The sequence below is a fragment of the Myxococcus faecalis genome (genome assembly GCF_050039385.1).
In the GTDB taxonomy this organism is placed as follows: domain Bacteria; phylum Myxococcota; class Myxococcia; order Myxococcales; family Myxococcaceae; genus Myxococcus; species Myxococcus fulvus.
In genome coordinates this window covers 1,226,379-1,253,011 of sequence record NZ_CP144336.1, presented here as the reverse complement: position 1 = coordinate 1,253,011, position 26,633 = coordinate 1,226,379, and the positions used below count along the sequence as shown (strand labels likewise).

Below are 26,633 nucleotides of genomic sequence, written 5' to 3'. Positions count from 1 at the left end.
GACAGCTCGGCGTGCGGATGGATGACCTGGACCGCGGTGCCGTCCTTCTGCACGTGGAACGAGGTGCGCAGCGCCTCGTGTCGCTGCACCAGCTCCTGGATCGCCCGCTCCAGCGCGGCCGTATCCAGGTGGCCATCGAGCACCTTGCCCGAGTGGATGTTGTAGGAGGCGTTGTTGGGTTCCAGCCTGTCGAGGAACCACAGTCGCTGCTGAGCGAAGGACAGCGGCAGCGGCCCGGTACGAGGCGCCGCCACCAGCGGAGGCCGTGTGTTGGACGGGCCCTCACTCAGTGCTGCCTCGACCCGCTGCGCGAGCTCCCAGATGGTCGGCGCTTCGATGAGCGCACGCAGGGGCAGCTCGACCTGGAAGGCCTTGCGGATGCGGGAGACGACCTGGGTGGCGAGGAGGGAGTGGCCACCCAAGGAGAAGAAGTCGTCGGAGACGCTGACGGCGTCGAGGTGGAGGACCTCTGCCCAGATGGAGGCGAGGAGCGTCTCGGTGGGGTTGCGAGGAGCGAGGAAGGAGTCAGTGGGCCCGGAGTCGGGGGCGGGGAGGGCCTTCCTGTCGAGCTTGCCGTGGGTGTTGAGAGGCAGGGAGTCCAGGGCAACGAAGGCCGAGGGCACCATGTACTCGGGGAGGTTGCGAAGCAGCTCGGTGCGGAGTGCGGAGGTGTCGACGTCCGAGGGGGTGACGTAGGCGACGAGGCGCTTGAGTCCCGGGACGTCCTCGCGGACGAGAGCGGCGGCGTGGTGGACGGAAGGAAGGGCTTCGAGAGCGGCCTCGACTTCACCCAACTCGATGCGGAAGCCGCGCAGCTTCACCTGGAAGTCGATGCGGCCGAGGTACTCGAGGTGGCCGTGAGGCAGCCAGCGGGCCTTGTCACCGGTGCGGTAGAGGCGCGAGCCGGGGATGTCCGAGAACGGATTGGGGATGAAGCGCTCAGCGGTGAGGTCCGGCCGGGCGAGGTAGCCACGCGCGACACCGTCACCACCGACGAAGAGCTCTCCAGGCACGCCGATGGGAGCGGGCTGGAGGGAGGCGTCGAGGATGAAGGTGGAGACGTTGGGGAGAGGAGGGCCGAGAGCAGGCCGAGAGGCGGAGGTAATGGGGAGCGCGGTGGCGTCGACGGTGGTTTCGGTGGGGCCGTAGACGTTGAAGGCGCGCAGGGAAGGCGAGGAGGAGAGCGTCGTCCAGAGGGAGTCGTCGATGGCCTCACCGCCGATGAGGACGCGAAGGGGCCGAGAAGAAGAAGCGAGGCCCTCGTCGAGGAGGAGGCGGAGGTGGGAGGGGGCGCAGTCGAGGACGTCGAGCTGGTGACGAGACAGCCAGGAGAGAAGCAGGGGGACGTCTTCGCGAGCGGCCTGGGGGACGAAGCAGAGGGCGTGTCCGAGGGCGAGGAAGACGAGCTGCTTGACGGAGGCGTCGAAGGAGAGGGGCGCGTTGAGGGAGATGCGAAGAGGGCGCTGGACGTCGGAGTAGATGGAGGAGGAGAGGGCGTGGAGGAGATTCACCACGGAGGAGTGGTGGATGAGGACGCCCTTGGGCCTGCCGGTGGAGCCGGAGGTGTAGATGACGTAGGCGGCGTGGGAGGGAAGCGAGACGCGGTGCGGATTGGAGTCCGGGAGCGCGGCGAGGGAGTCGAGCAGGGCCGAGTCGTCGAGGCACAGAGGCGTGGAGACGCTGGTGTCGAGACGAGGCAGGAGGTGGGAGTGGGTGAGGACGAAGGGAGCGCCGGAGTCCTGGAGCATGAAGACGAGGCGCTCGCGAGGGTAGGCGGAGTCGAGGGGGACGTAGGCGGCGCCGGCCTTGAGGATGGCGAGGAGGGCGACGAGGGAGTCGACGGAGCGCTCGAGGCAGAAGGCGACCCGGACTTCGGGCCCGACGCCGCGAGCGCGAAGCAGGTGCGCGAGCCGATTGGCGCGCCGGTTGAGGACAGAGAAGGAGAGGGAGGCGGAGTCGTCGAGGACGGCGAGCGAGTCAGGCGTGAGGGCGGCCTGGGCCTCGAAGAGCTCGTGGAAGGCACCCTTCCAGGGCATCTCCCGGCGCGTCGAATTCCAATCGACGAGCACGCGGCGGCGCTCCTCGGCGGACAACATCGGCAGCTCGCCCACGAGCGTGTCGGGGGCGTTGATGGCCGCCTCCAGCAGCGTGTGCAGATGCCCCACCCAACGCTCGATGGTCGCGTCGTCGAACAGGTCCACCCGGTAGCTGAGCCCACCGGCCAGCCCGTCCGGCGTCTGTGACAACGTGAGCGTGAGGTCGAACTTCGTCGTCTGGTGGTCCTGCGCGAACGGCTCCAGATGCAGCGGCGGACTGTCCTCGGTCGCGCTCGCCACGGTGCGGCTCGCGACGGGGATGTTCTGGAGCGACAGCATCACCTGGAAGAGCGGCGTGTGGCTCAGGCTGCGCTGGGGCTTCAGCTCCTCGACGAGCTTCTCGAAGGGCACATCCTGATGCTCGTAGGCCGCGAGCGTCGTGGCCCGGACCTGGGCGAGCAGCTCACGGAATCGCAGTCCCGGACGGACCCGGGTGCGCAACACGAGGGTGTTCACGAAGAAGCCGATGAGCCCCTCGGTCTCCGTCCGCGTGCGGCCCGCGATGGGCGAACCCACGGCGATGTCGTCCTGCCCCGAGTAGCGCGAGAGGAGGACCTGCCACACGGCGAGCAGCGCCATGAACGGCGTGGCGCCCTCCTGGCGGCAGAGGATGGCCAGTCGCTCGGTCAGCTCCCGCGACAACCGAACGGGACGCGAGGCTCCGCGCGGATTGCGGACAGGCGGACGCGGCTTGTCCGTCGGCAGCTCCAGCAGCGGCGGCAACTCACCGAGCTGCTTCCTCCAATAGGCGAGCTGCTGCTCCAGCACGTCGCCCTTCAACCACGAGCGCTGCCACGCGGCGAAGTCCGCGTACTGGATGGGCAGCGGCGAGAGCCGCGCCTCGACGCCCGTGGAGAACGCCTCGTACAGGGACGCGAGCTCCTGGATGAGCACACCCATCGACCAACCGTCCGAGACGGCGTGGTGCAGGGTGACCAGCAGCACGTGCTCCTCGGCGGCGAGGCGCAGCAACATGGCGCGCAGCACCGGCCCTCGCGCCAGGTCGAACGGACGCTGGGCCTCCTCGGTGGCGAGGCGCACGGCGCGCTCCTCGCGCTCCTCGGTGGGCAGGATGCCCAGCGCCACGACGGGCAGCACGAACGCCCGCGCCGGATGGATGACCTGGATGGGCTCCCCGTCGCGCGCGAGGAACGTGGTGCGCAGGGACTCGTGACGCTCGACGAGCGCGGTGAAGGCGCGCTCCAGCGCCGCGACGTTCAGCGTGCCGCGGAGCCTCAGCGCCGAGGGGATGTTGTACGCGGAGCTGCCGGGCTCCAACTGGTCCACCAGCCACAGCCGCTGCTGCGCGAAGGACAGCGGCAGCTCTCCCGTGCGAGGCGCTGGCACCAACGGCGGCGCCTGCGTCCCGGTCTCTCCCCTCACGGCCAGGATTCGCGTGGCCAGGGCGGAGATGGACGATGCCTCGAACAGGGCGCGCAAGGGCAGCTCGACCTCGAAGGCCCTCCGGACGCGCGAGACCACCTGCGTCGCGAGCAGCGAGTGTCCACCCAGCTCGAAGAAGTCGTCGGCGACGCTCACCTTGTCGAGTCGCAGGACGTCCGCCCAGATGGCCGCGAGCAGCTCCTCGGTGGGGTTTCGTGGCGCGACGAAGGCGGACGAGGCGAGGGTGTCGGGCGCCGGCAGGGCCTTCCTGTCGAGCTTCGCGTTGGCGGTCAGCGGGAAGGCCGCCAGCGGGATGAGGAACGACGGGAGCATGAACTCGGGCAGCCGCTGCTTGAGGAAGGCGCGCAGGGAGGCCGGGTCGACGGGCGAGGACGCCGTGAAGTACGCGGTGAGGCGCTTGTCCCCGGGCACGTCCTCTCGGACGAGCGCGAGGGCTCTCGTGATGGACGAGTACTCACGCAGCGCGGCTTCGATCTCAGCCAGCTCGATGCGGAAGCCACGCAGCTTCACCTGCGAGTCGGCGCGGCCCAGGAAGTCGAGGGTGCCATCCGCGCGCCAGCGGACCAGGTCGCCCGTGCGGTAGAGGCGCGCACCCGGCGACGCGGAGAAAGGGTCGGGGACGAACCGCTCGGCCGTGAGGTCCGGGCGGAGCAGGTAGCCGCGAGCGAGTCCCTCGCCACCGATGAAGAGTTCTCCGGTGACCCCCGGAGCCACGGGTTGGAGCGAGGCGTCGAGGACGAGGAGCCGCGTTCCCTGGATGGGCCGACCGATGGGCAGCGTGGCGCCGATGTCCTCGGCGCGTGTGATGGCGAAGGTGGTGGCGAAGACGGTGGACTCGGTGGGGCCGTAGGCGTTGGTGACCTGCGCGCCCCAGGCCGTCAGCGCCTTGCGGGCGTGGACCGGCGAGACCACGTCGCCGCCGGTGAGGACGTGCTGTACCGTGCTCAGCCCCGGGAGCACCGCGTCCGCGAGCTGCGAGAACAGACCGCTGGTGGCCCACAGCGTGGACACGCCGTGCCGCGAGACGGTGAGTTCGATCTCCTCCAGCGACAGCGTGTGGGCCGGCGGCACCACGAGCCGAGCGCCGTGCAGCAGCGCGCCCCAGATTTCGAACGTCGAGGCGTCGAACGAGATGGGCGCGAGCAGGACATGGGTCTGCTCGGGGCCGAAGCGCGTGTACGTCGCGCCGACGAGCGTCCGCAGCACGCCAGCGTGAAGTGTCCCCACGCCCTTGGGCCTGCCGGTGGAGCCGGAGGTGAAGTCGACGTAGGCGAGCGACTCGGGGAGGGCCAGGGAGGGCAGCGGTCCAGCGGGCTGGGCGGAGGTGTCGACCTCCTCGAGGACCAGCGTGGTGACGCCTTCGGTCGGCAGCTTGGAGACCAGCGCGCGTGACGTGAGGAGCAGGCGCGGCTGGGTGTCCTCCATCATGGCGAGGAGCCGGTGCGACGGATAGGACGCGTCGAGCGGCACGTAGGCCGCGCCCGCCTTGACGATGGCGACGAGCGCGATGACCAGCTCGAAGGAGCGCTCCAGGGAGAGCGCGACGCGGTCATCGGTGGTGACGCCGTGGTGGCGCAGGAGCCGGGCGAGCTGGTTGGAGCGCTCGTCGAGCTGCCGGTAGGTGAGCGCCGTTTCGCCGAAGACCAGGGCGGGGGCGTCGGGCGCGAGCGCCACGGCGCGGGCGAAGGCCTCGGGAATCGTGGAGTCGACGGGGGCGCTCAGCGGCGCCGAGGCCCAGTCGACGAGGACCTGCCGGCGCTCGTCCTCCGTGAGCATGGCGTGCGCGGAGACCGGCGCGTCGAGGTTGTTGACGATGGCTTCGACGAGGCGCTCGAAGTGACGCGCCATGCGCTCGGCGGTGGCGCGCTCGAACAGGTCGGTGTTGAAGCTGAGGCCTCCGAAGAATCCCTCGGGGGACTCGACGAGGCTGAGCTGGAGCTCGAACTTCGAGGTCCCGCCGCTGATGTCCACCGGGCTCAGGGAGAGCTCATGCGTCTGGACAGCCGAGGCCGGCGTGTTCTGGAGGACGAAGAGGACCTGGAACAGCGGGCTGCGACTCATGTCGCGCGTGGGCTGCAGCTCCTCGACGAGACGCTCGAAGGGGATGTCCTGGTGCGCGTAGGCCCCGAGCGCCGCCTCCTTCACCTGTCGCAGCAGGTGCGGGAAGGACGCGTGCGCGTCGACGCGGGAGCGCAGGACGAGCGTGTTGACGAAGAAGCCGATGAGCCCCTCGAGCTCCGAGCGGTGACGACCCGCGATGGGGGAGCCGACGGCGATGTCATCCTGGCCCGAGTAGCGGGAGAGCAGGAGCTGCCACACGGCGAGCAGGGCCATGAAGGGCGTCGCCCCTTCCTGCTGGCACAGGCTCTTGAGCTTCTCCGTGGTCGCGAGCGGAAGGGTGATGAGCGCCACATCGCCCGCGGACGTCTGGACGGCAGGACGCGGCTTGTCCAAGGGCAGCTCGAGCGTCGTGAGGTCCGCGAGCTGGTGACGCCAGTAGTCGATCTGTGCGTCGAGGACAGGGCCCTGGAGCCAGGAGCGCTGCCAGACGGAGAAGTCGGCGTACTGGATGGAGAGGGGCGCGAGGGGAGAAGGCCTGCCGTGGGAGAAGGCGTCGTAGAGGGCGGCGACCTCCTGGATGAGGACACCCATGGACCAACCGTCGGAGACGATGTGGTGCATGTTGAGCGCGAGGACGTGCTCGGTGTCGCTGAGCTCCAGGAGCTGAGCGCGGATGAGCGGACCCGTGGAGAGGTTGAAGGGCCGCTGGTACTCCTCGCGCAGCAGGCGCTCGACCTCGGCGCTGCGGACCTCGGGCGCGAGATCCCGGAGGTTCACGTGTGTCACCGGTAGCTCCGCGTGCGGAGCGATCACCTGCAACGGCTGGTCATCCTTCTGGATGAAGGAGGTGCGCAGCGCTTCGTGACGGGAGACGAGGGAGTCGAAGCTGAGCTGGAGGGCCTTCGAATCGAGTGGGCCTGAGAGGCGCACGAAGGAAGGCATGTTGTAGGTGGAGGAGCCGGGCTGGAGCTGGTCGATGAACCAGAGGCGCTGCTGGGCGAAGGAGAGGGGGAGGGGCCCGGTGCGAGGGACGGGGAGAATGGGAGGCGGCTGGGCGCCGGCGGCTTCGCGAGAAGCGGAAAGGATTCGCGAGGCGAGAGAGGCGACGGTGGGGGCCTCGAAGAGGGCCCGTAGAGGCAGCTCGACGCCGAAGGAGGAGCGGATGCGAGAGATGACCTGGGTGGCGAGCAGGGAGTGGCCACCGAGGGAGAAGAAGTTGTCGGTGACGCCAACGCGCTCCAGGCGAAGGACGGAGGAGAAGATGGAAGCGAGCTTCTCCTCGGCGGGATTGCGAGGAGCGACGAAGGAGGAGTCGCCACGCAAGGCGTCGACGTCCGGAGCAGGGAGACGGTTGCGAGCGAGCTTCCCGGAGGGAGTCAGGGGCAGTGCCGCCAGGGAGACGAAGGCGGAGGGCACCATGTACTCGGGGAGGCGCTGGAGGAGGAAGGCGCGAAGGGCCTCGGAGTCGAGAGGTGAGTCAGTGCCAAGGACGACGTAGCCGATGAGGCGCTTGTCGCCCGGGACGTCTTCGCGGACGACAGCGGCGGCGTCGCGCAGGCCGGGAGCCATGCGGAGGACGGACTCGACTTCGCCCAACTCGACACGGAAGCCACGCACCTTCACCTGGAAGTCGAGGCGGCCGAGGAACTCGAGGGTGCCGTCGACCTTCCAGCGAGCGGAGTCACCGGTGCGGTAGAGACGAGAGCCGGGGATGCCACTGAACGGATTCGGCACGAAGGCCGCGGCGGTGGTGTCCGGCCGAGCCAGGTAGCCGTGAGCGAGGTGGGTGCCACCGACGAAGACTTCACCGGCGACGCCGATGGGGACGGGCTGGCCGAGGGAGTCGAGGACGTAGAGCTGCGTGTGGCCAACGGGGCTGCCGATGGAAGGCAGGCGAGGCCAAGCGGAGGGCGCACCGTCGAGACGGAAGGCGGAGACGACGTGGGCCTCGGAGGGGCCGTACTGGTTCTCGAGGACGCTGCCGGGGAGCTTCTCGAAGAAGGCGGTGAGGGTGGAGTTGACCTGAAGCTGCTCACCGGCTGTGACGACTTCCCTCAACGCACTGGGCAACGTGGCGCCATGGGAGACGGAGTCGGCCATGGCTTGGAGTGCGACGAAGGGGAGGAAGAGCCGCTCGACCTTCTGCGCGTGCATGAAGTCGAGGAGGGCTGGGATGTCCTGGCGAAGGCCCCCGAGAGGGAGGACGACGTGGGCGCCCACCCACCAGGAGGCGAAGAACTCCTGGATGGAGACGTCGAAGTTGAGGGAGGCGAACTGGAGCGTCACCGCGAGGGGGTTGGGTGACTGCCGGATTTGCCAGGCGAGCAGGAAGCTGAGGGCCCTGTGGGGCATGACGATGCCCTTGGGGATGCCGGTGCTGCCGGAGGTGTAGATGACGTAGGCGATGTCCTCGGGGGAGACGTGGATGGCGGGCGCCACCGAGGGGCGCAGAGCCACCGCGTCGGCCTCGGAGTCGACGAGGATGCGTCGAGCGGAGGAGGAGGCGGGGAGGACGGAGGAGAGGGAGGAGTGGGTGAGGACGACGGGCGCGCGGGTGTCCGCGAGCATGAAGGCCAGGCGCTCAGCGGGGTAGTTGGGGTCGAGGGCGACGTAGAAGGCGCCGGCCTTGAGGGTGGCGAGGACGGCGACGGCCATATCGAGGGACTTGTCGAGGCAGATGCCGACGGCACTGCCAGGAGAGACCCCGAGGGCGAGCAGGTGGTGCGCGAGCTGATTGGAGCGAGCGTCGAGCGCGGCGTAGGAGAGCGAGCGCGTACCGTCAGACAGCGCGATGGCGTCAGGCGTGCGACGCACCTGGGCCTCCACCGGCCCATGCATCGTCGTGGCCGCGTGGTCGTGGCGTGAGGTGTCGTTCCAGGCGACCAGCGTGCGCTGGCGCTCCTCGATGCCGAGGAGCGGGAGCTTCCAGATGGACTGGCCCGGCTCGCTCACGGCTGCGCGCAAGAGGTTCAGCAGATGCGCGCCGAGTCGCTCCGCGGTGCTCCGGTCGAACAGGTCCGTGTTGAACTCGAGCAGGCCGCCGATGTCGTCGCCGAAGTCGCCGCAGAGCAGGGACAGGTCGAACTTGGCGGTGCCGCTGTCCACATGCATCGGCTGGATGGCGCCCGCGTCCTCACCGTCCTTCGGTCCAGTTGTCCGCTGCGTGTTCTGCAGGGCGAACATCACCTGGAACAGCGGCGAGCGACTCAGGTCACGTTCGGGCTTCAGCTCGTCGACGAGCTTCTCGAACGGCACGTCCTGGTGCGCGTAGGCACCGAGCGTCGTCTCCTTCACCTGGCTCAGCAGCTCGCGGAAGGTCATCCCGACGGACAGCCGCGCACGCAGGGCGAGCGTGTTGACGAAGAACCCGACGATGCCTTCGATCTCCGCCTGCTGCCGGTTGGCGATGGGCGAGCCGACGACGATGTCGTCCTGTCCCGAGTAGCGCGCGAGCAACACCTGGAACGCGGACAGCAGCGCCATGAACGGCGTGACGCCCTCTCGCAGGCACAGGGCACGCAGCTCGGCCGAGAGCTGGGCTCCCAGCGCGATGGGAAGCGTGGACCCATTGGACGTCTGGACCGGCGGCCTGGGCCTGTCCGTGGGCAGCTCCAGCGCATGCGGTGCGCCGGAGAGCTGTTGTCTCCACCAACCGACCTGCTGGGACAGCGCCTCGTCCTTCAGCCAGCCACGCTGCCATGCGGCGTAGTCCGCGTACTGCAACTCCAGTGGAGCGAGCGGTGACGGCAGGCCCTGCGCGAACGCGCCGTAGAGCGCTCCGACCTCGCGCGTGAGGATGCCGTTGGACCAACCATCCGAGACGATGTGGTGGACGGTGACGAGCAGGATGTGGCGCTGCTCGGACAGCTGGAGCACGGAGGCTCGGAGCAGCGGCGCGTGGGCCAGGTCGAACGGTTTCTGCGCCTCGGCCTGGGCCTGTCGCAGGGCCTCGGCTTCCCGCTGGGACTCGGGCACGTGCCGCAGGTCCACGACGGGGACGGACAGCGTCACATCCGTGTGGATGTGCTGCACGGCCTCGCCATCCGCCTGGACGTGGAAGGAGGTGCGCAGGGCCTCGTGTCGCTGGACGAGCGTGCGCAGCGCACGCTCCAGCGCATCGAGGTTCACTCCGCCGTGGAGCTGGATGGCCGAGGGGATGTTGTAGAAGGGGCTACCCGGCTGGAGTCGATCCAGGAACCACAGTCGCTGCTGCGCGAAGGACAGCGGCAGCGGTCCCGTGCGAGGCACCACCACGAGCGCCGGCTTCTCGTTCGCAAGCCCTGACTGCTTCTCGACCTCGATGCGCGCCGCGAGCGATGCCACCGTGGGCGCCTCGAAGAGCGCACGCAGGGGCAGCTCGACCTGGAAGGCCTTGCGGATGCGGGAGACGACCTGGGTGGCGAGGAGGGAGTGGCCACCCAAGGAGAAGAAGTCGTCGGAGACGCTGACGGCGTCGAGGTGGAGGACCTCTGCCCAGATGGAGGCGAGGAGCGTCTCGGTGGGGTTGCGAGGAGCGAGGAAGGAGTCAGTGGGCCCGGAGTCGGGGGCGGGGAGGGCCTTCCTGTCGAGCTTGCCGTGGGTGTTGAGAGGCAGGGAGTCCAGGGCGACGAAGGCCGAGGGCACCATGTACTCGGGGAGGTTGCGAAGCAGCTCGGTGCGGAGTGCGGAGGTGTCGACGTCCGAGGGGGTGACGTAGGCGACGAGGCGCTTGAGTCCCGGGACGTCCTCGCGGACGAGAGCGGCGGCGTGGTGGACGGGAGGAAGGGCTTCGAGAGCGGCCTCGACTTCACCCAACTCGATGCGGAAGCCGCGCAGCTTCACCTGGAAGTCGATGCGGCCGAGGTACTCGAGGTGGCCGTGAGGCAGCCAGCGGGCCTTGTCACCGGTGCGGTAGAGGCGCGAGCCGGGGATGTCCGAGAACGGATTGGGGATGAAGCGCTCAGCGGTGAGGTCCGGCCGGGCGAGGTAGCCACGCGCGACACCGTCACCACCGACGAAGAGCTCTCCAGGCACGCCGATGGGAGCGGGCTGGAGGGAGGCGTCGAGGATGAAGGTGGAGACGTTGGGGAGAGGAGGGCCGAGAGCAGGCCGAGAGGCGGAGGTAATGGGGAGCGCGGTGGCGTCGACGGTGGTTTCGGTGGGGCCGTAGACGTTGAAGGCGCGCAGGGAAGGCGAGGAGGAGAGCGTCGTCCAGAGGGAGTCGTCGATGGCCTCACCGCCGATGAGGACGCGAAGGGGCCGAGAAGAAGAAGCGAGGCCCTCGTCGAGGAGGAGGCGGAGGTGAGAGGGGGCGCAGTCGAGGACGTCGAGCTGGTGACGGGACAGCCACGAGAGAAGCAGGGGGACGTCTTCGCGAGCGGCCTGGGGGACGAAGCAGAGGGCGTGTCCGAGGGCGAGGAAGACGAGCTGCTTGACGGAGGCGTCGAAGGAGAGGGGCGCGTTGAGGGAGATGCGCAGCGGGCGCTGGACGTCGGAGTAGATGGAGGAGGAGAGGGCGTGGAGGAGATTCACCACGGAGGAGTGGTGGATGAGGACGCCCTTGGGCCTGCCGGTGGAGCCGGAGGTGTAGATGACGTAGGCGGCGTGGGAGGGAAGCGAGACGCGGTGCGGATTGGAGTCCGGGAGCGCGGCGAGGGAGTCGAGCAGGGCCGAGTCGTCGAGGCACAGAGGCGTGGAGACGCCAGTGTCGAGACGAGGCAGGAGGTGGGAGTGGGTGAGGACGAAGGGAGCGCCGGAGTCCTGGAGCATGAAGGCGAGGCGCTCGCGAGGGTAGGCGGAGTCGAGGGGGACGTAGGCGGCGCCGGCCTTGAGGATGGCGAGGAGGGCGACGAGGGAGTCGACGGAGCGCTCGAGGCAGAAGGCGACCCGGACTTCGGGCCCGACGCCGCGAGCGCGAAGCAGGTGCGCGAGCCGATTGGCGCGCTGGTTGAGGGCAGAGAAGGAGAGGGAGGCGGAGTCGTCGAGGACGGCGAGCGAGTCAGGCGTGAGGGCGGCCTGGGCCTCGAAGAACTCGTGGAAGGCACCCTTCCAGGGCATCTCCCGGCGCGTCGAATTCCAATCGACGAGCACGCGGCGGCGCTCCTCGGCGGACAACATCTCCAGCTCGCTCAGCCGTGAGTCCGGCGAACCGAGCGCGGCCTCGAGCAGCGTTCCGAAGTGCTCCACCATCCGGATGATGGTGGCCTCCTCGAACAGGTCCGTGCGGTAGCCCAGTCCGCCTTCGAGTCCCTCGCCCAGCGTCAGGGTGAGGTCGAACTTCGCGCTCGGGGCGCCCGAGTCGAACGCCTCCAGGCGCAAGGGTGCCTTGACCTCCGTGCTTCCACGCACCTCCATGCTCGTCGTCGGCGCGTTCTGCAGGACGAGCATCACCTGGAACAGCGGCGAGTGGCTGAGCGTGCGGTGGGGGTTGAGCTCCTCGACGAGCTTCTCGAAGGGCACATCCTGGTGCTCATAGGCGGACAGCGTGGTGCGCTTCACCCGCGCGAGCAGCTCACGGAAGCGCAGCGACGCGGGGACCTGCGTGCGCAGGACCAGTGTGTTGACGAAGAAGCCGATGAGTCCCTCGGTCTCCGCGCGCGTGCGGCCCGCGATGGGTGAGCCCACGGCGATGTCGTCCTGCCCCGAGTAGCGGGACAGCACCACCTGCCACACGGCGAGAAGCGCCATGAACGGCGTGATGCCCTCTTGCTGGCAGAAGGCCGCGAGTCGCTCCGCCACGGAGCGAGGCAGACGCACGGGGACCGTGGCCCCCCGGTTCGTCTGCACGGGAGGCCTGGGCTTGTCCGTGGGCAGCTCCAGGAACGGCGGGGCGTCCGCGAGCTGCTGCCTCCAATACGAGAGCTGCCGCTCCAACGCCTCGTCACGCAGCCACGCACGCTGCCACGCGGCGAAGTCCGCGTATTGGATGGGCAGGGGCTCCAACTGCGAAGCCCGTCCGTTGAGCTTCGCGGAGTAGAGCTCCGCCAGCTCACGGAGCAGCACGCCCATGGACCAACCATCCGACGCGATGTGGTGCACCGTCCCCACGAGCACGTGCCGCTCGGCCTCCAGCTTCAGCAGGAGCACGCGCAGCACCGGGCCGCGCTCCAGGTCGAACGGGCGCGAGGCCTCCTCGCTCACCCGTCGGTGAGCCTCGTCGAGCCGAGTCACCTCGGGATGCGACTGGAGATCCACCACGGCCAGGTGGACCGGAGAGGAGGCGTGGATGTGCTGACGCGGAGCGCCCTCGTGCGTCACGAACGTGGTGCGGAGGGCCTCGTGTCGGTCGACGAGCGCCGTGAAGGCACCCTGGAGCGCCACCACGTCGAGCGGCCCCTGAAGGAGCAGCGCGAGCGGGATGTTGTACGTCGAGCTGCCCGGCTCCAACTGGTCGATGAGCCACAGGCGCTGCTGGGCGAAGGACAGCGGCAGCTCTCCCGAGCGTGGCACCGGCACCAGCGCGGGTGTCTTCGTGCCCGCGGACGTGCCGGAGGTCTGCGCGAGTCGAGCGGCGAGCGTGGCGACGGTGGGCGACTCGAAGAGCGCGCGCAGCGGCAGCTCCAGGTCGAGCGTCCTGCGCACGCGGGAGACCACCTGCGTGGCCAGCAGCGAATGTCCGCCCAGGGAGAAGAAGTTGGCGGTGACGCTGACCCGGTCGAGCTGGAGGACCTCGGCCCAGATGCCGGCGAGGGCCGTCTCGAGCGCGTCACGCGGCGCGACGAAGAGCGTGTCCTCGGCGCTCTGCTCCGGAACGGGCAGGGCCTGCCGGTCGACCTTGCCGTTGGGCGTCAGCGGCAGGGCCTCCAGGGGCACGAAGACCGTGGGCAGCATGTACTCGGGCAGGTGCTCGCGCAGCGCGGCCACCAGGGCCACGGTGTCGACCGGTCCGGACACGAGGTAGGCGACGAGCCGGTGCTGGCCGGGCGCGTCCTCACGCACCAGGACCACGGCGTCGCGAATGCCCGGTTGAGTGCGGAGCGCGGTCTCGATCTCCCCCAGTTCGATGCGCAGGCCGCGCAGCTTCACCTGGAAGTCGGTGCGGCCGAGGTACTCGAGCTGTCCCTCGGCGAGCCACCTCGCCCGGTCCCCCGTGCGATAGAGCCGCGCCCCGGGCGTGGAGGAGAACGGGTCGGGGATGAAGCGCTCCGCGGTGAGCGCGGGCCTGCCGAGGTACCCGAGTGCCACCTGCGCGCCGCCCAGATACAGCTCGCCCGGCACGCCCGCGGGCACGGGGTGCAGCGCGCCGTCCAGGACGTAGGCACGCGTGTTGGCGACCGGGCGGCCGATGGGGATGGAGCTTCCTGCCACGGCCTCGCCCACGACGGTGGACGTCGAATCGATGGTGACTTCCGTGGGGCCGTAGAGGTTGACGAACCGGGTGCCCACGAGCTGCTCACGGACCCTCGATGCGAGCGACGTGGACAGCGCCTCGCCTCCGCAGAACAGCCACTTCAGCGACGTGACACGCGACAGCGAGGGCTCATCCAGCGCGAATCGGAGCAGCGACGGAACCAGCTGGAGCACGGTGATGCCGTGCCGGATGACGGAGTCGAGCAGCAGCGCGGCGTCGCGGTGTGCATCCCGTGGCGCGAGGACCAGCGGCGCGCCGACGAGCAGCGGCGCCCAGCACTCCCAGACGGAGGCGTCGAAGGCCAGCGGCGTCTTGAGGAGGACCTTGTCCTGGGCCGTGAGCGGGAAGGCCTCGAGGAACCACGCCATGTGGTTGGCGAGGGCTCGATGCGGGATGAGCACGCCCTTGGGCTGACCCGTGGAGCCGGACGTGTAGATGACATACGCCGGCGCCTCGAGCTCGTGACGCGCGGAGAGCGGCTCGGTGGATTCGCGCGCGAGGGCCTCCTGGTGCTCCGCGGAGTCCAGCCGCTCGGCCGTGACACCTTCGGGCAGCAGGTCGAGCAGGGACTCCTGGGTGAGCACCAACCGCGCGCCGCTGTCGCGGAGCATGAAGGCCAGGCGCTCGCGCGGATAGTCGGGCGAGAGCGGGAGGTACGCGGCGCCCGCCTTGAGGATGGCGAGCAGGCAGACGGGGAGCTGGAGCGTGCGGTGCGAGAGGAGGGCGACGAAGTCCCCCGGCTTCACGCCACGGGAGACCAAAAGCCGCGCGAGCTGGTTCGCGCGCGCCTCGAGCTGACGGTACGTGAGCGCTCCGTCATCGGAGAGGACCGCGACGGCCTCGGGCGTGAGCCGCGCCTGCTGTTCCACGAGCCGGTGGACGAAGGGCTCCGTGGGGATGTCCCAACGCGTGTCGTTCCAGTCGACCAGGACCTTCTGCTGCTCGTGCGCGGTGAGCAGCGCATGGCCGGCGATGGGGGCGTCGGGGCGCGAGACGAGGGACTCGACCAGCTGGGTGAAGTGGAGCGCGAGCCGCTCGATGGTGGCGTGCTCGAACAGGTCGGAGTTGTAGCCGAGCGAGCCGGCATATCCGTCCGGCAGCTCCACGAGGTTGAGGTTGAGCTCGAACTTGGACGTGGTGTCGTCGATGTCGACGGGGCTGAGCGTCAGCTCCTGCTTCTGGATGGCCGAGGCCGGCGTGTTCTGGAGCGAGAACAGGACCTGGAACAGCGGGCTGCGGCTCAAGTCACGTGCGGGCTGGAGCACCTCCACCAGACGCTCGAACGGCACGTCCTGATGCGCGTAGGCGCCGAGCGCGGACTCCTTCACCTGCTTGAGCAGGTGCTGGAACGACGCCTGCCCATCGATGCGCGCGCGGAAGACGAGCGTGTTGACGAAGAAGCCGATGAGGCCCTCGAGCTCCGAGCGCTGACGGCCCGCGATGGGAGAACCGACGGTGACGTCGTCCTGCCCCGAGTAGCGCGACAGCAGCACCTGCCACGCGGCGAGCAGCACCATGAACGGCGTGGCGCCCTCGCGCTGGCACAGCTCCGCGAGCTTCCTCGCCGTGGTGGCCGGCAGGAAGACGCCGACATTGCCACCGCGCGAGGACATGACCAGCGGCCGCGACTTGTCCGTGGGCAGGTCCAGGGCCGTGACGCCGGCGAGCTGACGGCGCCAGTAGGAGAGCTGTCCCTCCAGCACGTCACCCTGGAGCCAGGCGCGCTGCCAGATGGCGTAGTCGGCATACTGGAGCGTCAGCGGCGGCAGCGGTGACGGCTTTCCGTGCGCGAAGGCGTCGTAGAGGGCGGCGACCTCCTGGACGAGCACGCCCATGGACCAACCGTCGGAGACGATGTGGTGCATGTTGAGCGCGAGCACGTGCTCGGTGGGTGACAGGGCCAGGAGCTGGGCGCGGATGAGCGGCCCGGTGGACAGGTTGAAGGGGCGGGCGAGCTCCTCGAGGAGCAGGCGCTTCACCTCCGCGTGGGCCTGTGTGGACTCCTGGGACTGGAGGTCCACTCGGGCCAGCGGCAGCTCGCCGTGCGGCGCGATGCGCTGGAAGGGCTGGTCGTCCTGCTGGAAGAACGTGGTGCGCAGCGCCTCATGACGCCGCACCAGCTCGTCGAAGGCGCGCTGGAGCGCCGCCGTGTCGAGCGGTCCCTCCAGTCGGACGAACGACGGCATGTGGTACGCGGCGCCGCCGGGCTGGAACTGGTCGATGAACCAGAGGCGCAGCTGGGCGAAGGACAGCGGCACCGCGCCGTCGCGCGGCACGGCGACGAGGGGAGGCGCGCGGCCGGCTCCAGGTGTCTCGTCCTCGATGCGGGCGGCGAGGGCGGCCACCGTCGGCGCCTCGAAGAGCGCGCGCAACGGCAGCTCCAGCTCGAACGCCGAGCGGACGCGCGAGATGACCTGCGTGGCCAGCAGCGAGTGCCCACCGAGCGCGAAGAAGTTGTCGGTGATGCTCACCTTCGGCACGTGCAGCACGTTGGAGAAGATCTCCGCGAGCTTCTCCTCCCGGGGCGTCCGGGGCGCGATGAACGGCGCCTCGCGCTCCTGCTCGCTCACCTCCGGCGCGGGCAGCTGGCGGCGCGCCACCTTGCCGCTCGGCGTGAGGGGGAGCGCCTCCAGCGTGACGAACGCGGAGGGCACCATGTACTCGGGCAGGCGCTGGAGGAGCGCGGCCCTCAGGGCTTCGAGGCCCGGCGACGCGGACTCGGCCGTGGGCACCAGATACCCCACGAGGCGCTTGAGGCCGGGGACGTCCTCGCGGACCGTGGCGGCCGCATCGCGGATGCCCGGGAGGGCGCGCAGCGCGGATTCGACCTCGCCCAGCTCCACGCGGAAGCCACGCAGCTTCACCTGACCATCCAGGCGGCCGAGGAACTCGACGGTGCCGTCCGCCTTCCACCGCGCGGAGTCGCCCGTGCGATAGAGCCGCGCGCCCGGCGTGGGACTGAACGGATGGGGGACGAACTTCTCCGCCGTCAGCTCGGGGCGGCCCGCGTACCCCAGCGCGAGGTGGGCGCCGCCGATGAACAGCTCGCCGGGAACGCCCACGGGCGTCGGCTGTCCGAGCGCGTCCAGCACGTAGAGCTGCGTGTGCGGCAACGGGCCGCCGATGGACGGCAGCCGGGGCCAGGACGCGGGAGGGCCCTGGAGTCGGAACGCCGAGACGACGTGCGTCTCCGATGGGCCGTACTGGTTCTCCAGGATGCAGCCCGGGAGCCGCTCGAAGAACGCCACCAGCGCGGGCGTCACCTGGAGCTGCTCACCGGCGGTGACGACTTCGCGCAGCGCGACCGGCAGCGTGGCGCCGTGCGCGACGGCGTCCGAGATGGCCTGGAGCGCGACGAAGGGGAGGAAGAGCCGCGCGACGCCCTGCCGGTGCATGAAGTCGAGCAGCGCGGGGATGTCCTGACGCAGTCCTCCCGTGGGGAGCACCAGCGTGCCGCCGGCCCACCACGTGGAGAACAGCTCCTGGCAGGAGACGTCGAAGCTGAGCGACGCGAACTGGAGCGTGGTCGCCGAGGGCACTGGCGACTGGCTCAGCTGCCACGTCAGCAGGTGGCTCAGCGCGCGGTGCGGCAGCGCGACGCCCTTGGGCCTGCCCGTGGAGCCCGACGTGTAGATGACGTAGGCGGGGGACTCCGGCGAGACGAAGACCTCCGGGGCGTGCGTGGACCGGGTGGCCAGGTCCTGTGCCTCCTCATCCAGCAGCACGAGCCTCGCGCGTGACGCGGGCACCGAGGCGCGCAGCGTGGAGTGCGACAGGACGACGGGCGTCGCCGAGTCCTCGAGCATGAAGGCCAGGCGCTCGGCGGGGTAGTTCGGGTCCAACGGGAGGTAGGACGCGCCGGCCTTGAGCGACGCCAGCACGGCGACGGTCATGTCCAACGACTTGTCCAGGCAGATGCCCACAGCCACACCCGCCTCGACGCCGAGCGCGAGCAGCCGATGCGCGAGCTGGTTGGCGCGGCCTTCGAGCTGCGCGTAGGTGAGCGCGCGCGTCCCATCGGTGACCGCGATGACGTCCGGCGTGAGCCTGGCGCGCGCGCTCACGGGCTCGTGGATGGGCGTGGCGGTGTGCGGTCCCTTCGCGGTGCTGTTCCAGTCAACCAGGAGCCTGCCGCGCTCCTCCTCGGCCAACAGCGGGGCGCTCCAGATGGACTGCTCGGGGGCGTCCACGACGGACGTGAGCAGCCGCGTCCAGTGCGACCGCATCCGCTCCGCCGTGCTCCGGTCGAACAGGTCCGTGTTGAACTCGAGCATGCCTCCGATGTCGTTGCCGGAGTCGAACAGGAGCAGGGACACGTCGAACTTGGCGGTGCCGCTGTCCACGTCCAGCGTGTCGGAGTCGCCGCCGTCGCCGCCGGTGCGCTCGTAGGTCTGGAGCGCGAGCAGGGCCTGGAAGAGCGGTGAGCGGCTCAGGTCGCGCTCGGGCCGCAGCTCCTCCACCAGCTTCTCGAAGGGCACGTCCTGATGGGCATAGGCCCCCAGCGTCGTGTCACGCACCTGCTTCAGCAGCTCACGGAAGCTCAGGCCGGGCGTGAGCCGGGCGCGCAGGGCGAGCGTGTTGACGAAGAACCCGACGATTCCCTCCACCTCGGACTGGTGCCGGTTGGCGATGGGCGAGCCGACGACGATGTCGTCCTGACCGGAGTAGCGGGCGAGCAGCACCTGGAAGGAGGCCAGCAGCGCCATGAACGGCGTGACGCCCTCGCGCTTGCACATCGCCTGGAGCCGCGCGGTGAGCTCGCGTCCGAGGCGCACGTTGAGCGTCGAGCCGTTCGCCGTCTGCACGGGCGGCCGGGGCCTGTCCGTGGGCAGCTCCAGCACCCGCGGCGCGCCCTCCAGCTGCGTCCTCCACCACCCGACCTGCCGCGCGAGCTCCTCGCCCTGCAGCCAGCCTCGCTGCCACACGGCGTAGTCCGCGTACTGGTACGTCAGCGGCGGCAGCGGAGAGGGCTGCCCGCGCGCGAAGGCGTCGTAGAGCACGCCAATCTCGCGCGAGATGATGCCGTTGGACCACGCGTCGGAGATGATGTGGTGCTGGGTGACGAGCAGCACGTGGCGCTCGTCGGACAGGCGCAGCACGGAGGCGCGGAGGAGAGGAGCCTGTCCCAGGTCGAAGGGCTTCTGGGCCTCGGCCGCGGCCAGCTCGAACGCCCGGGCCTCGCGCTCCGCTTCCGGAAGCGTGCTCAGGTCGACGATGGGGAGGCGGAGCTCCGCGTGCTCGTGGATGCGCTGGAAGGGCACTCCGTCCGGCTGCACGTGGAAGCTGGTGCGCAGGGCCTCGTGTCGTTGCACGAGCGCCTGGATGCCCTTCTCCAGCGCGTGCAGGTCCAACGCTCCGTCAAGGGGGAGCGCGGACGGCACGTTGTAGAACGGGCTGTCGGGCTGGAACCGGTCCAGGAACCACAGGCGCTGCTGCGCGAAGGACAGCGGCAGCGGGGCGCCATCGCGCGGCACCAGGAGCAGCGGCGGACGCACCGGCCCCCTGCCCGCGAGCGCCATCGCGTCGAGCCGGGCGGCCAGGGTCTCGATGGTGGGCGCCTCGAACAGCTCCCTCAGCGCGAGCTCCGCCTGGAAGGCCGTGCGGATGCGCGACACGAGCTGCGTGGCCAGCAGGGAGTGTCCTCCCAGCGCGAAGAAGTCGTCGGTGACGCCGATGCGCGGGACGCGGAGGATCTGCATCCAGAGTGTGGCGAGCCGCTCCTCGGTGAGCGTCCGCGGCGGGACGAGCTCGGCGGAGGACGTCGGCGTGAGGACGGCCTCGGGCGGAGGCAGCGCCTTGCGGTCCACCTTCCCGTTCGCGGTGAGCGGGAACGCCTCGAGCCGCAGCAGGGACGACGGCACCATGAACTCGGGCAGTCGCGACTTGAGGAAGGCCCGGAGGGTGACGGCGTCGAGCTCGTCCGAGACGAAGTAACCGACGAGGCGCTTGTCGCCGGGGACGTCCTCGCGGGCGATGGCCACGGCCTCGCGCACGGAGGCATGGGAGAGCAGCCCCGCCTCGACTTCGGACAGCTCGATGCGGAAGCCGCGGACCTTGACCTGCGCATCCGCGCGGCCGACGAAGTCCAGCGCGCCGTCCTGCCTCCAGCGCACCAGGTCGCCGGAGCGGTAGAGGCGCGCCCCGGGCACGGTGGAGAACGGGTCCGGGACGAAGCGCTCCGCGGTGAAGGTGGGCTGGCCGACGTAGCCTCGCGCGAGGCCGTCACCGCCGATGAACAGCTCCCCCGTCACGCCGACGGGCACGGGCTGCAGCGACGCGTCGAGGACGCGCAGGTGCGTTCCGTTCGTCGGACGGCCGATGGGGACGGAGACGCCGACGTCGTCGGGGCTCGCGACGGTGAAGGTCGTGGCGACGACGGTGATTTCGGTGGGGCCGTAGCAGTTGGTGACCTGGATGCCCCAGTCCGCCACGGCGCGGCGCGCGTTCAGCGCGGAGACGACGTCGCCACCGGTGAGGAGGCGCTGAAGGCAGGCGGGCACGGGGAGGCGGCTCTCGACGAGCTGCGAGAACAGACCGCTGGTGGCCCAGAGCGTGGTGACGCCGTGGCGGGCGACAGTCTGGAACAGCTCCTCGAGCGACGGCGTCCTCGGCGGCAGGAGGGCCAGCCGCGCGCCGTGCAGCAGCGCGCCCCAGACTTCGAACGTGGAGGCGTCGAAGGAGATGGGCGCGAGCATCAGGTGCGTCTGCTCGGGCCCGAAGCGGGTGTAGTCGATGCCGACCAGCGTGTGGATGACGCCGCGATGGGTGCAGGCGACACCCTTGGGCCTGCCCGTGGAGCCGGACGTGAAGTCGATGTAGGCCAGCGAATGCGGGTGCGCGGCGGGCGCGAGCGGCGTGGAGGCGAGGCCGTCCAGCGGGGCCTCCTCGAGCAGCACGCACGTGAGCCCGTCCGCGGGGAGCAGGGAGCGCAGCGCGCCCGTGGTGACGAGCGCGTCGGGGCTCGAGTCCTCGAGCATCAAGACCAGCCGCTCCCGCGGATAGGACGTGTCGAGCGGGACGTAGGCCGCGCCGGCCTTGAGGATGGCGACCAGGGCGACGATGAGCTCGGGCGAGCGCTCCAGCGAGACGGCGACGCGGCAGTCGGTGGTGACGCCGAGCGAGCGCAGGTGCCGGGCGAGCTGGTTCGAGCGCTCGTCGAGCTGCCGGTAGGTGACGGTGGTGTCGCCGAAGAGGAGCGCGGTGGCGTCGGGCCGCTCGGCCGCCACGCGGGAGAAGACCTCCGGCAGCGTGACGTCCACCGGGACGCGGGCGGGCGTGGAGGCCCAGTCGACGAGGAGCTGACGGGACTCCTCCTCCGGCAGCATGGAGAGCGTGGCCAGGGGCGCGTCGGGCCGGGCGACGACGGCCTCGACGAGCACCTCGAAGTGCCGCGCCATGCGCGCGATGGTGGCGTGCTCGAACAGGTCCGTGTTGTAGGTCAGCGCGCCGAGGAACCCCTCGGGCCCGTCCACGAAGTTCAGCTCCAGCTCGAACTTGATGACGGTGTCCTTCACCTCCACGGGCTCGAGCGCCGTGTCCTGCTTCTGGGCGGAGGTGCCGGGCGTGTTCTGGAGCGCGAAGAGGACCTGGAACAGCGGGCTGCGGCTCAGGTCCCGGCGGACCTGGAGCTCTTCGACCAGCCGCTCGAAGGGGACGTCCTGGTGCGCGTAGGCGCCGAGCGCGTTCTCCTTCACCTGCCGGAGCAGCGTCAGGAAGGACGCCCGCGCATCCACGCGCGCGCGGAAGACCAGCGTGTTGACGAAGAAGCCGATGAGGCCCTCGAGCTCCGCGCGCTGCCGGCCCGCGATGGGCGAGCCGACGGCGATGTCGTCCTGGCCCGTGTGCCGCGAGAGCAGCAGCTGCCACGCGGCGAGCAGCGCCATGAACGGCGTGGTCCCCTCGCGGTTGCACAGCGTCTTCAGCCGCCGGGAGACCTCCGGCTTCAAGGTGATGGGCGCCTGGCTTCCGTTGAACGTCTGCACCGGAGGCCGGGGCTTGTCGATGGGCAGCTCCAGCGGCGGCACTCCGCCCAGCCGTCCCCGCCACCACGCGAGCTGCTGCTCCAGCACCTCACCCTTGAGCCAGTCGCGCTGCCACACGGCGTAGTCGGCGTACTGGAGGGCCAGCGGGGGCAGCGGCGACGGCAGCCCCATCGCGAACGCGCCGTAGAGCGCGCCGACCTCCTGGACGAGCACGCCCATGGACCAACCGTCGGAGACGATGTGGTGCATGTTGAGCGCGAGGATGCGCTCCGTCGGGGTCAGCTCCAGCACCAGCGCGCGCACCAGCGGCCCGGTGGAGAGGTTGAAGGGGCGCAGGTACTCCTCGTGGAGCAGGCGCTCCACCTCCCGCTGCTTCGCCTCGGCCTCCAGGGCCTTCAGGTCCACGTGCGTCACGGGCAGCTCGCCCTGCGGTGCGATGAGCTGGTAGGGCTCGTCGTTCTGCTGGAGGAACGTGGTGCGCAGCGCCTCGTGACGCCGCACCAGCTCGTCGAAGGCGCGCTGGAGCGCGGCGCGGTCCAGCGGTCCGTCCAGCCGGACGAACGACGGCATGTTGTACGTCGCGGTACCGGGCTGGAGCTGGTCGAGGAACCACAGGCGCTGCTGCGCGAAGGACAGCGGCAGGGGCCCGGAGCGCGGCACGGGGACGAGCGGAGGCGGCTGCCGCTTGCCCGACATCAGCAGCATCGTGTCGATCTGCGCCGCGAGCGCCGCGACGGTGGGCGCGCCGAAGACGGTGCGAAGCGGCAGCTCCACGCCGAGCGCGGAGCGCACGCGCGACACCACCTGCGTGGCGAGCAGGGAGTGCCCCCCGAGCGCGAAGAAGTTGTCGGTGACGCTCACGCGCGGCACGTGCAACACGTCCGCGAAGAGCGTCGCGAGCTTCTCCTCCAGCGGCGTGCGCGGCGGGGCGAAGGCGCCGCCGCGCAGGCTCTCCGCGTCCGGAGCGGGCAGCCGCTTGCGCGCGAGCTTTCCGCTGGGCGTGAGCGGGAGCGCCTCCAGCGCGACGAACGCGTTGGGCACCATGTACTCGGGCAGCCGCTCCTGCAGGAAGACGCGGAGGGCCTCGACGTCCGGCGCCGCGTCCGAGGCGGAGACGACGTAGCCGACGAGCCGCCGGTCCCCCGGGACGTCCTCGCGCACCACCACGGCCGCGTCACGCAGCCCCGGCGCGGAGCGCAGCACCGTCTCCACCTCGCCCAGCTCGATGCGGAAGCCGCGCAGCTTCACCTGCGAGTCCAGGCGGCCCAGGAAGTCGAGCGTCCCGTCCGCGCGCCAGCGAGCGGCGTCACCGGTGCGGTACAGCCGCGCGCCCGGCGTCCGCGAGAACGGGTCCGGCACGAAGCTGCGCGCGGTGACGTCCGCCTTGCGCTGGTAGCCATGCGCCAGGTGCTCACCGCCGACGTACACCTCACCGGCGACGCCCACGGGCACCGGCTGTCCCAGCGCGTCCAACAGGTAGATGCGCGTGTGGCCCACGGCGCTTCCGACGGACGGCAGGGGAGGCCAGGCCGCGGGCTCGCCGCGCAGGCGGAACGCGGTGACGACGTGGGCCTCGGAGGGGCCGTACTGGTTCTCCAGGGAGCAGCCCGGGAGCTTCTCGAAGAAGGCCACGACGCTGGCGCTCACCTGCAGCTGCTCGCCGGCGGTGACCACCTCGCGCAGCGCGGTGGGAAGCGTGGCCCCGTGCGCGACGGCGTCCGCCATGGCCTGCAGCGCGACGAACGGGAGGAAGAGTCGCGCGACGCCCTGCTGGTGCATGAAGTCGAGCAGCGCGGGGATGTCCTGGCGCAGCGCCCCGGTGGGCAGCACGACGGTGCCGCCCGTCCACCAGGTGGAGAAGAGCTCCTGCACGGAGACATCGAAGTTGAGCGAGGCGAACTGGAGCGTCGTGGCCCCGGGCAGCGCGGACTGGCCCACCTGCCACGTCAGCAGCGAGCTCAGCGCGCGGTGGGGCATGACGATGCCCTTGGGCAGGCCCGTGCTGCCGGAGGTGTAGATGACGTAGACGGTGGCATCCACCGGGACGTCGATGCCGGGCGCGTGGCGCGGCTGCCGTCCGAGCGCGTCCGCCTCGTCATCCAGCGTGATGACGCGGGTGGACTCCAGGAAGGGCAGGGCGGACTTCAGGCTCGAGTGCGTGAGGACCACGGGCGCGAGCGTGTCCGCGAGCATGTAGGCCAGCCGCTCGGAGGGGTAGGTCGGGTCCAGCGCCAGGTAGTTGGCCCCGGCCTTGAGCGTGGCCAGGACGGCGATGGCCATGTCGAGCGACTTCTCCAGGCAGATGCCGACGGTGCTCCCGGTCGCGACGCCGCGCGCGCGCAGGTGCCAGGCGAGCTGGTTGGCCCGCGTGTCCAGCTCCGCGTACGTGAGCGCGTGGGTGCCGTCCGTGATGGCGACGGCGTCGGGCGTGCGTCGGGCCTGCGCCTCCACGGGGACGTGGATGGGCGAGGGCGTGAAGTCGCCTTTCGACGTGTCGTTCCAGCCGACGAGCAGCTGGTGGCGCTCGGCGTCCTCGAGCAGGGGCAGCCGGAAGACGGACTGGCCCGGCTCGCGGACGGCGGCCTCCAGCAGGCGCACCAGCCGCGTGGCCATCCGCTGGATGGTGGCCGTGTCGAAGAGGTCCAGGTTGTACTCGAACACCGCGTGGAAGGCGGTGCCGTCATCGGACATCAGCAGCGTCAGGTCGAACTTCGACGTGCCGCTGATGGCGTCCAGCGGGCGGACCTTCAGCGCGGAGCTCCCGTCGTCCTGGCCCACCGCCTTCGGCGTGTTGAGCAGGGCGAGCATCACCTGGAACAGCGGCGTGCGGCTCTGGTCCCGCTCCGGACGCAGCTCGTCCACCAGCTTCTCGAACGGGACGTCCTGGTGCGCGTACGCGCCCAGCGTCGTCTCGCGCACCTGGAGGAGCAGCTCGCGGAACGTCATGCCCGGCTTGAAGCGGGCGCGCAGCGCGAGCGTGTTGGCGAAGAAGCCGATGAGCCCTTCCAGGTCCGCGCGCGTGCGGTTGGCGATGGGCGAGCCGACGATGATGTCGTCCTGGCCGGAGTAGCGCGCCAGCAGCGTCTGGAACGTGGCCAGCAGCACCATGAAGGGCGTGACGCCCTCCTCGCGGCACAGCGCGTAGACGGCCGGCGCCAGCTTCTCCGGGATGTCCACGCGCAGCATGTCGCCGCGCAGGGTCTGGATGGGCGGGCGGGGCCTGTCGGTGGGCAGCTCCAGCGCGTGCGGCGCGTCGGCCAGCTGCGTGCGCCAGTACGCCAGCTGCGACTCGAGCACGTCCCCCGTCAGCCACCCGCGCTGCCACACGGAGAAGTCCGCGTACTGCACGGGCAGCTCGGGCAGCGGCGTTGGCTGTCCCCGCGCGAAGGCCAGGTAGAGCGCGGGGACCTCCTGCGTGAGCACGCCGATGGACCACCCATCCGAGATGATGTGGTGGATGACCATGAGCAGCACGTGCTCGTGTGCGTCCAGCTTCAAGAGCGTCGCGCGCAAGAGCGGTCCCGACGCCAGGTCGAAGGGCGTGCGCGCCGCCTGGTCCGCCAGGCGCTGGGCCTGGGCGTCGCGCTCCTCCGGCGACAGCGCGCGCAGGTCCACCACCGGGATGCTGAACGGCGCGGGCTCGGAGACCGCCTGCACGGGGCCTTCCGGCAACGCACGGAACGTGGTGCGCAGCGTCTGGTGGCGCCGCGTCAGCTCCGTGAAGGCGCGCTCCAGCAGCGCGTGCTCCAGCGGCCCGGTGAAGCGCAGGCCGTAGAACATGTTGTACGCGGGGCTGCCCGGCTGGAGCTGGTCCAGGAACCACAGTCGCTGCTGCGCGTAGGACAGCGGCGCGCCGTCGCCATGCCCCGTGGGGATGGGCCCCTCGCCCGCGCGCGCGGCGTCGAAGAGCCGGGCGGCGAGCGCCTTCGCGTGCGGCTCGCGCAGCAGCGTGTAGCCGTCACCCGGCGTCACCTCGAGCCGTGAGCCCTCCTCCGCCAGCACCGCCCAACCCCGGTCCTGCTCGGTGTCGCTGGCCCCGGTGGCCTCCGCGGCGCGGACCACGAGCGCGGAGCCGGGGAAGGGCTCCGGGACGTAGCGGCGGGCGGCGCGCAGGTGAGCGGAGAACACCTTGAAGCGCGCGCGCAGGGACTCGATGGGCGTGCCCTCGGGCAGCAGCCCCGCGCCATGCAGGTGCGCGAGCAGGGGCTCCGGGTCCTTTCCCGTGGTGAGCGCCGCGGGCAGCTCCAGCGGAGCCAATCCCCCCTGGAGCGCCAGGTCCCTCGCGAACAGGGCCGCGTGGGCCGCGAGCGCGGTGGCGGACACGCTCCGGTCGGGTACCGCGGGGGGCGGCTCGAGCAGCGTGAGCCGCGCGGCGTGCCCGTCGCGCTGGAGCAGGCGTGCCATCTCCCACGCGATGACGGCGCCCAGCGCCCAGCCCGCGAGGTGGTAGGGCCCCTCGGGCCGCTCGGCGCGCAGCGCCTCCACGTAGAAGACGGCCATCGCCTCCAGCGACTCCAGCGGGGCGCGGCCGTCGGTGAGGCCTCGCGCCTGGAAGCCCAGCACGGGCTGGGACGCGGGCGCGTGCCCGGCGAGCGCGGCGTAGCAGTCCAGCCGGCCGTCCAGCGGATGCACGAGGTAGAGCGGCGGAGTCTTCTCGTCACCGGCGCGCAGGACCACCAGCGGCGAGCCGGAGGCGGCCACGGGGGCGTCGGATGGGGTGACGGGGCCGACGGACGTCGGAGAGTCGATGCGCGTGCTCAC

General features: G+C 70.7%; 1 protein-coding gene (only partly in view). It reads right to left on the bottom strand.

Annotated elements, in window-relative coordinates:
- Window positions 1-26,633, bottom strand: partial view of a non-ribosomal peptide synthase/polyketide synthase gene (locus tag VZQ01_RS04825; RefSeq protein WP_426747001.1) — the 5' portion only. 6,952 nt of this gene lie to the left of the window's left edge; the window shows 26,633 of its 33,585 coding nt (coding positions 1-26,633); its start codon is at window positions 26,631-26,633; its stop codon lies beyond the left edge, outside the window.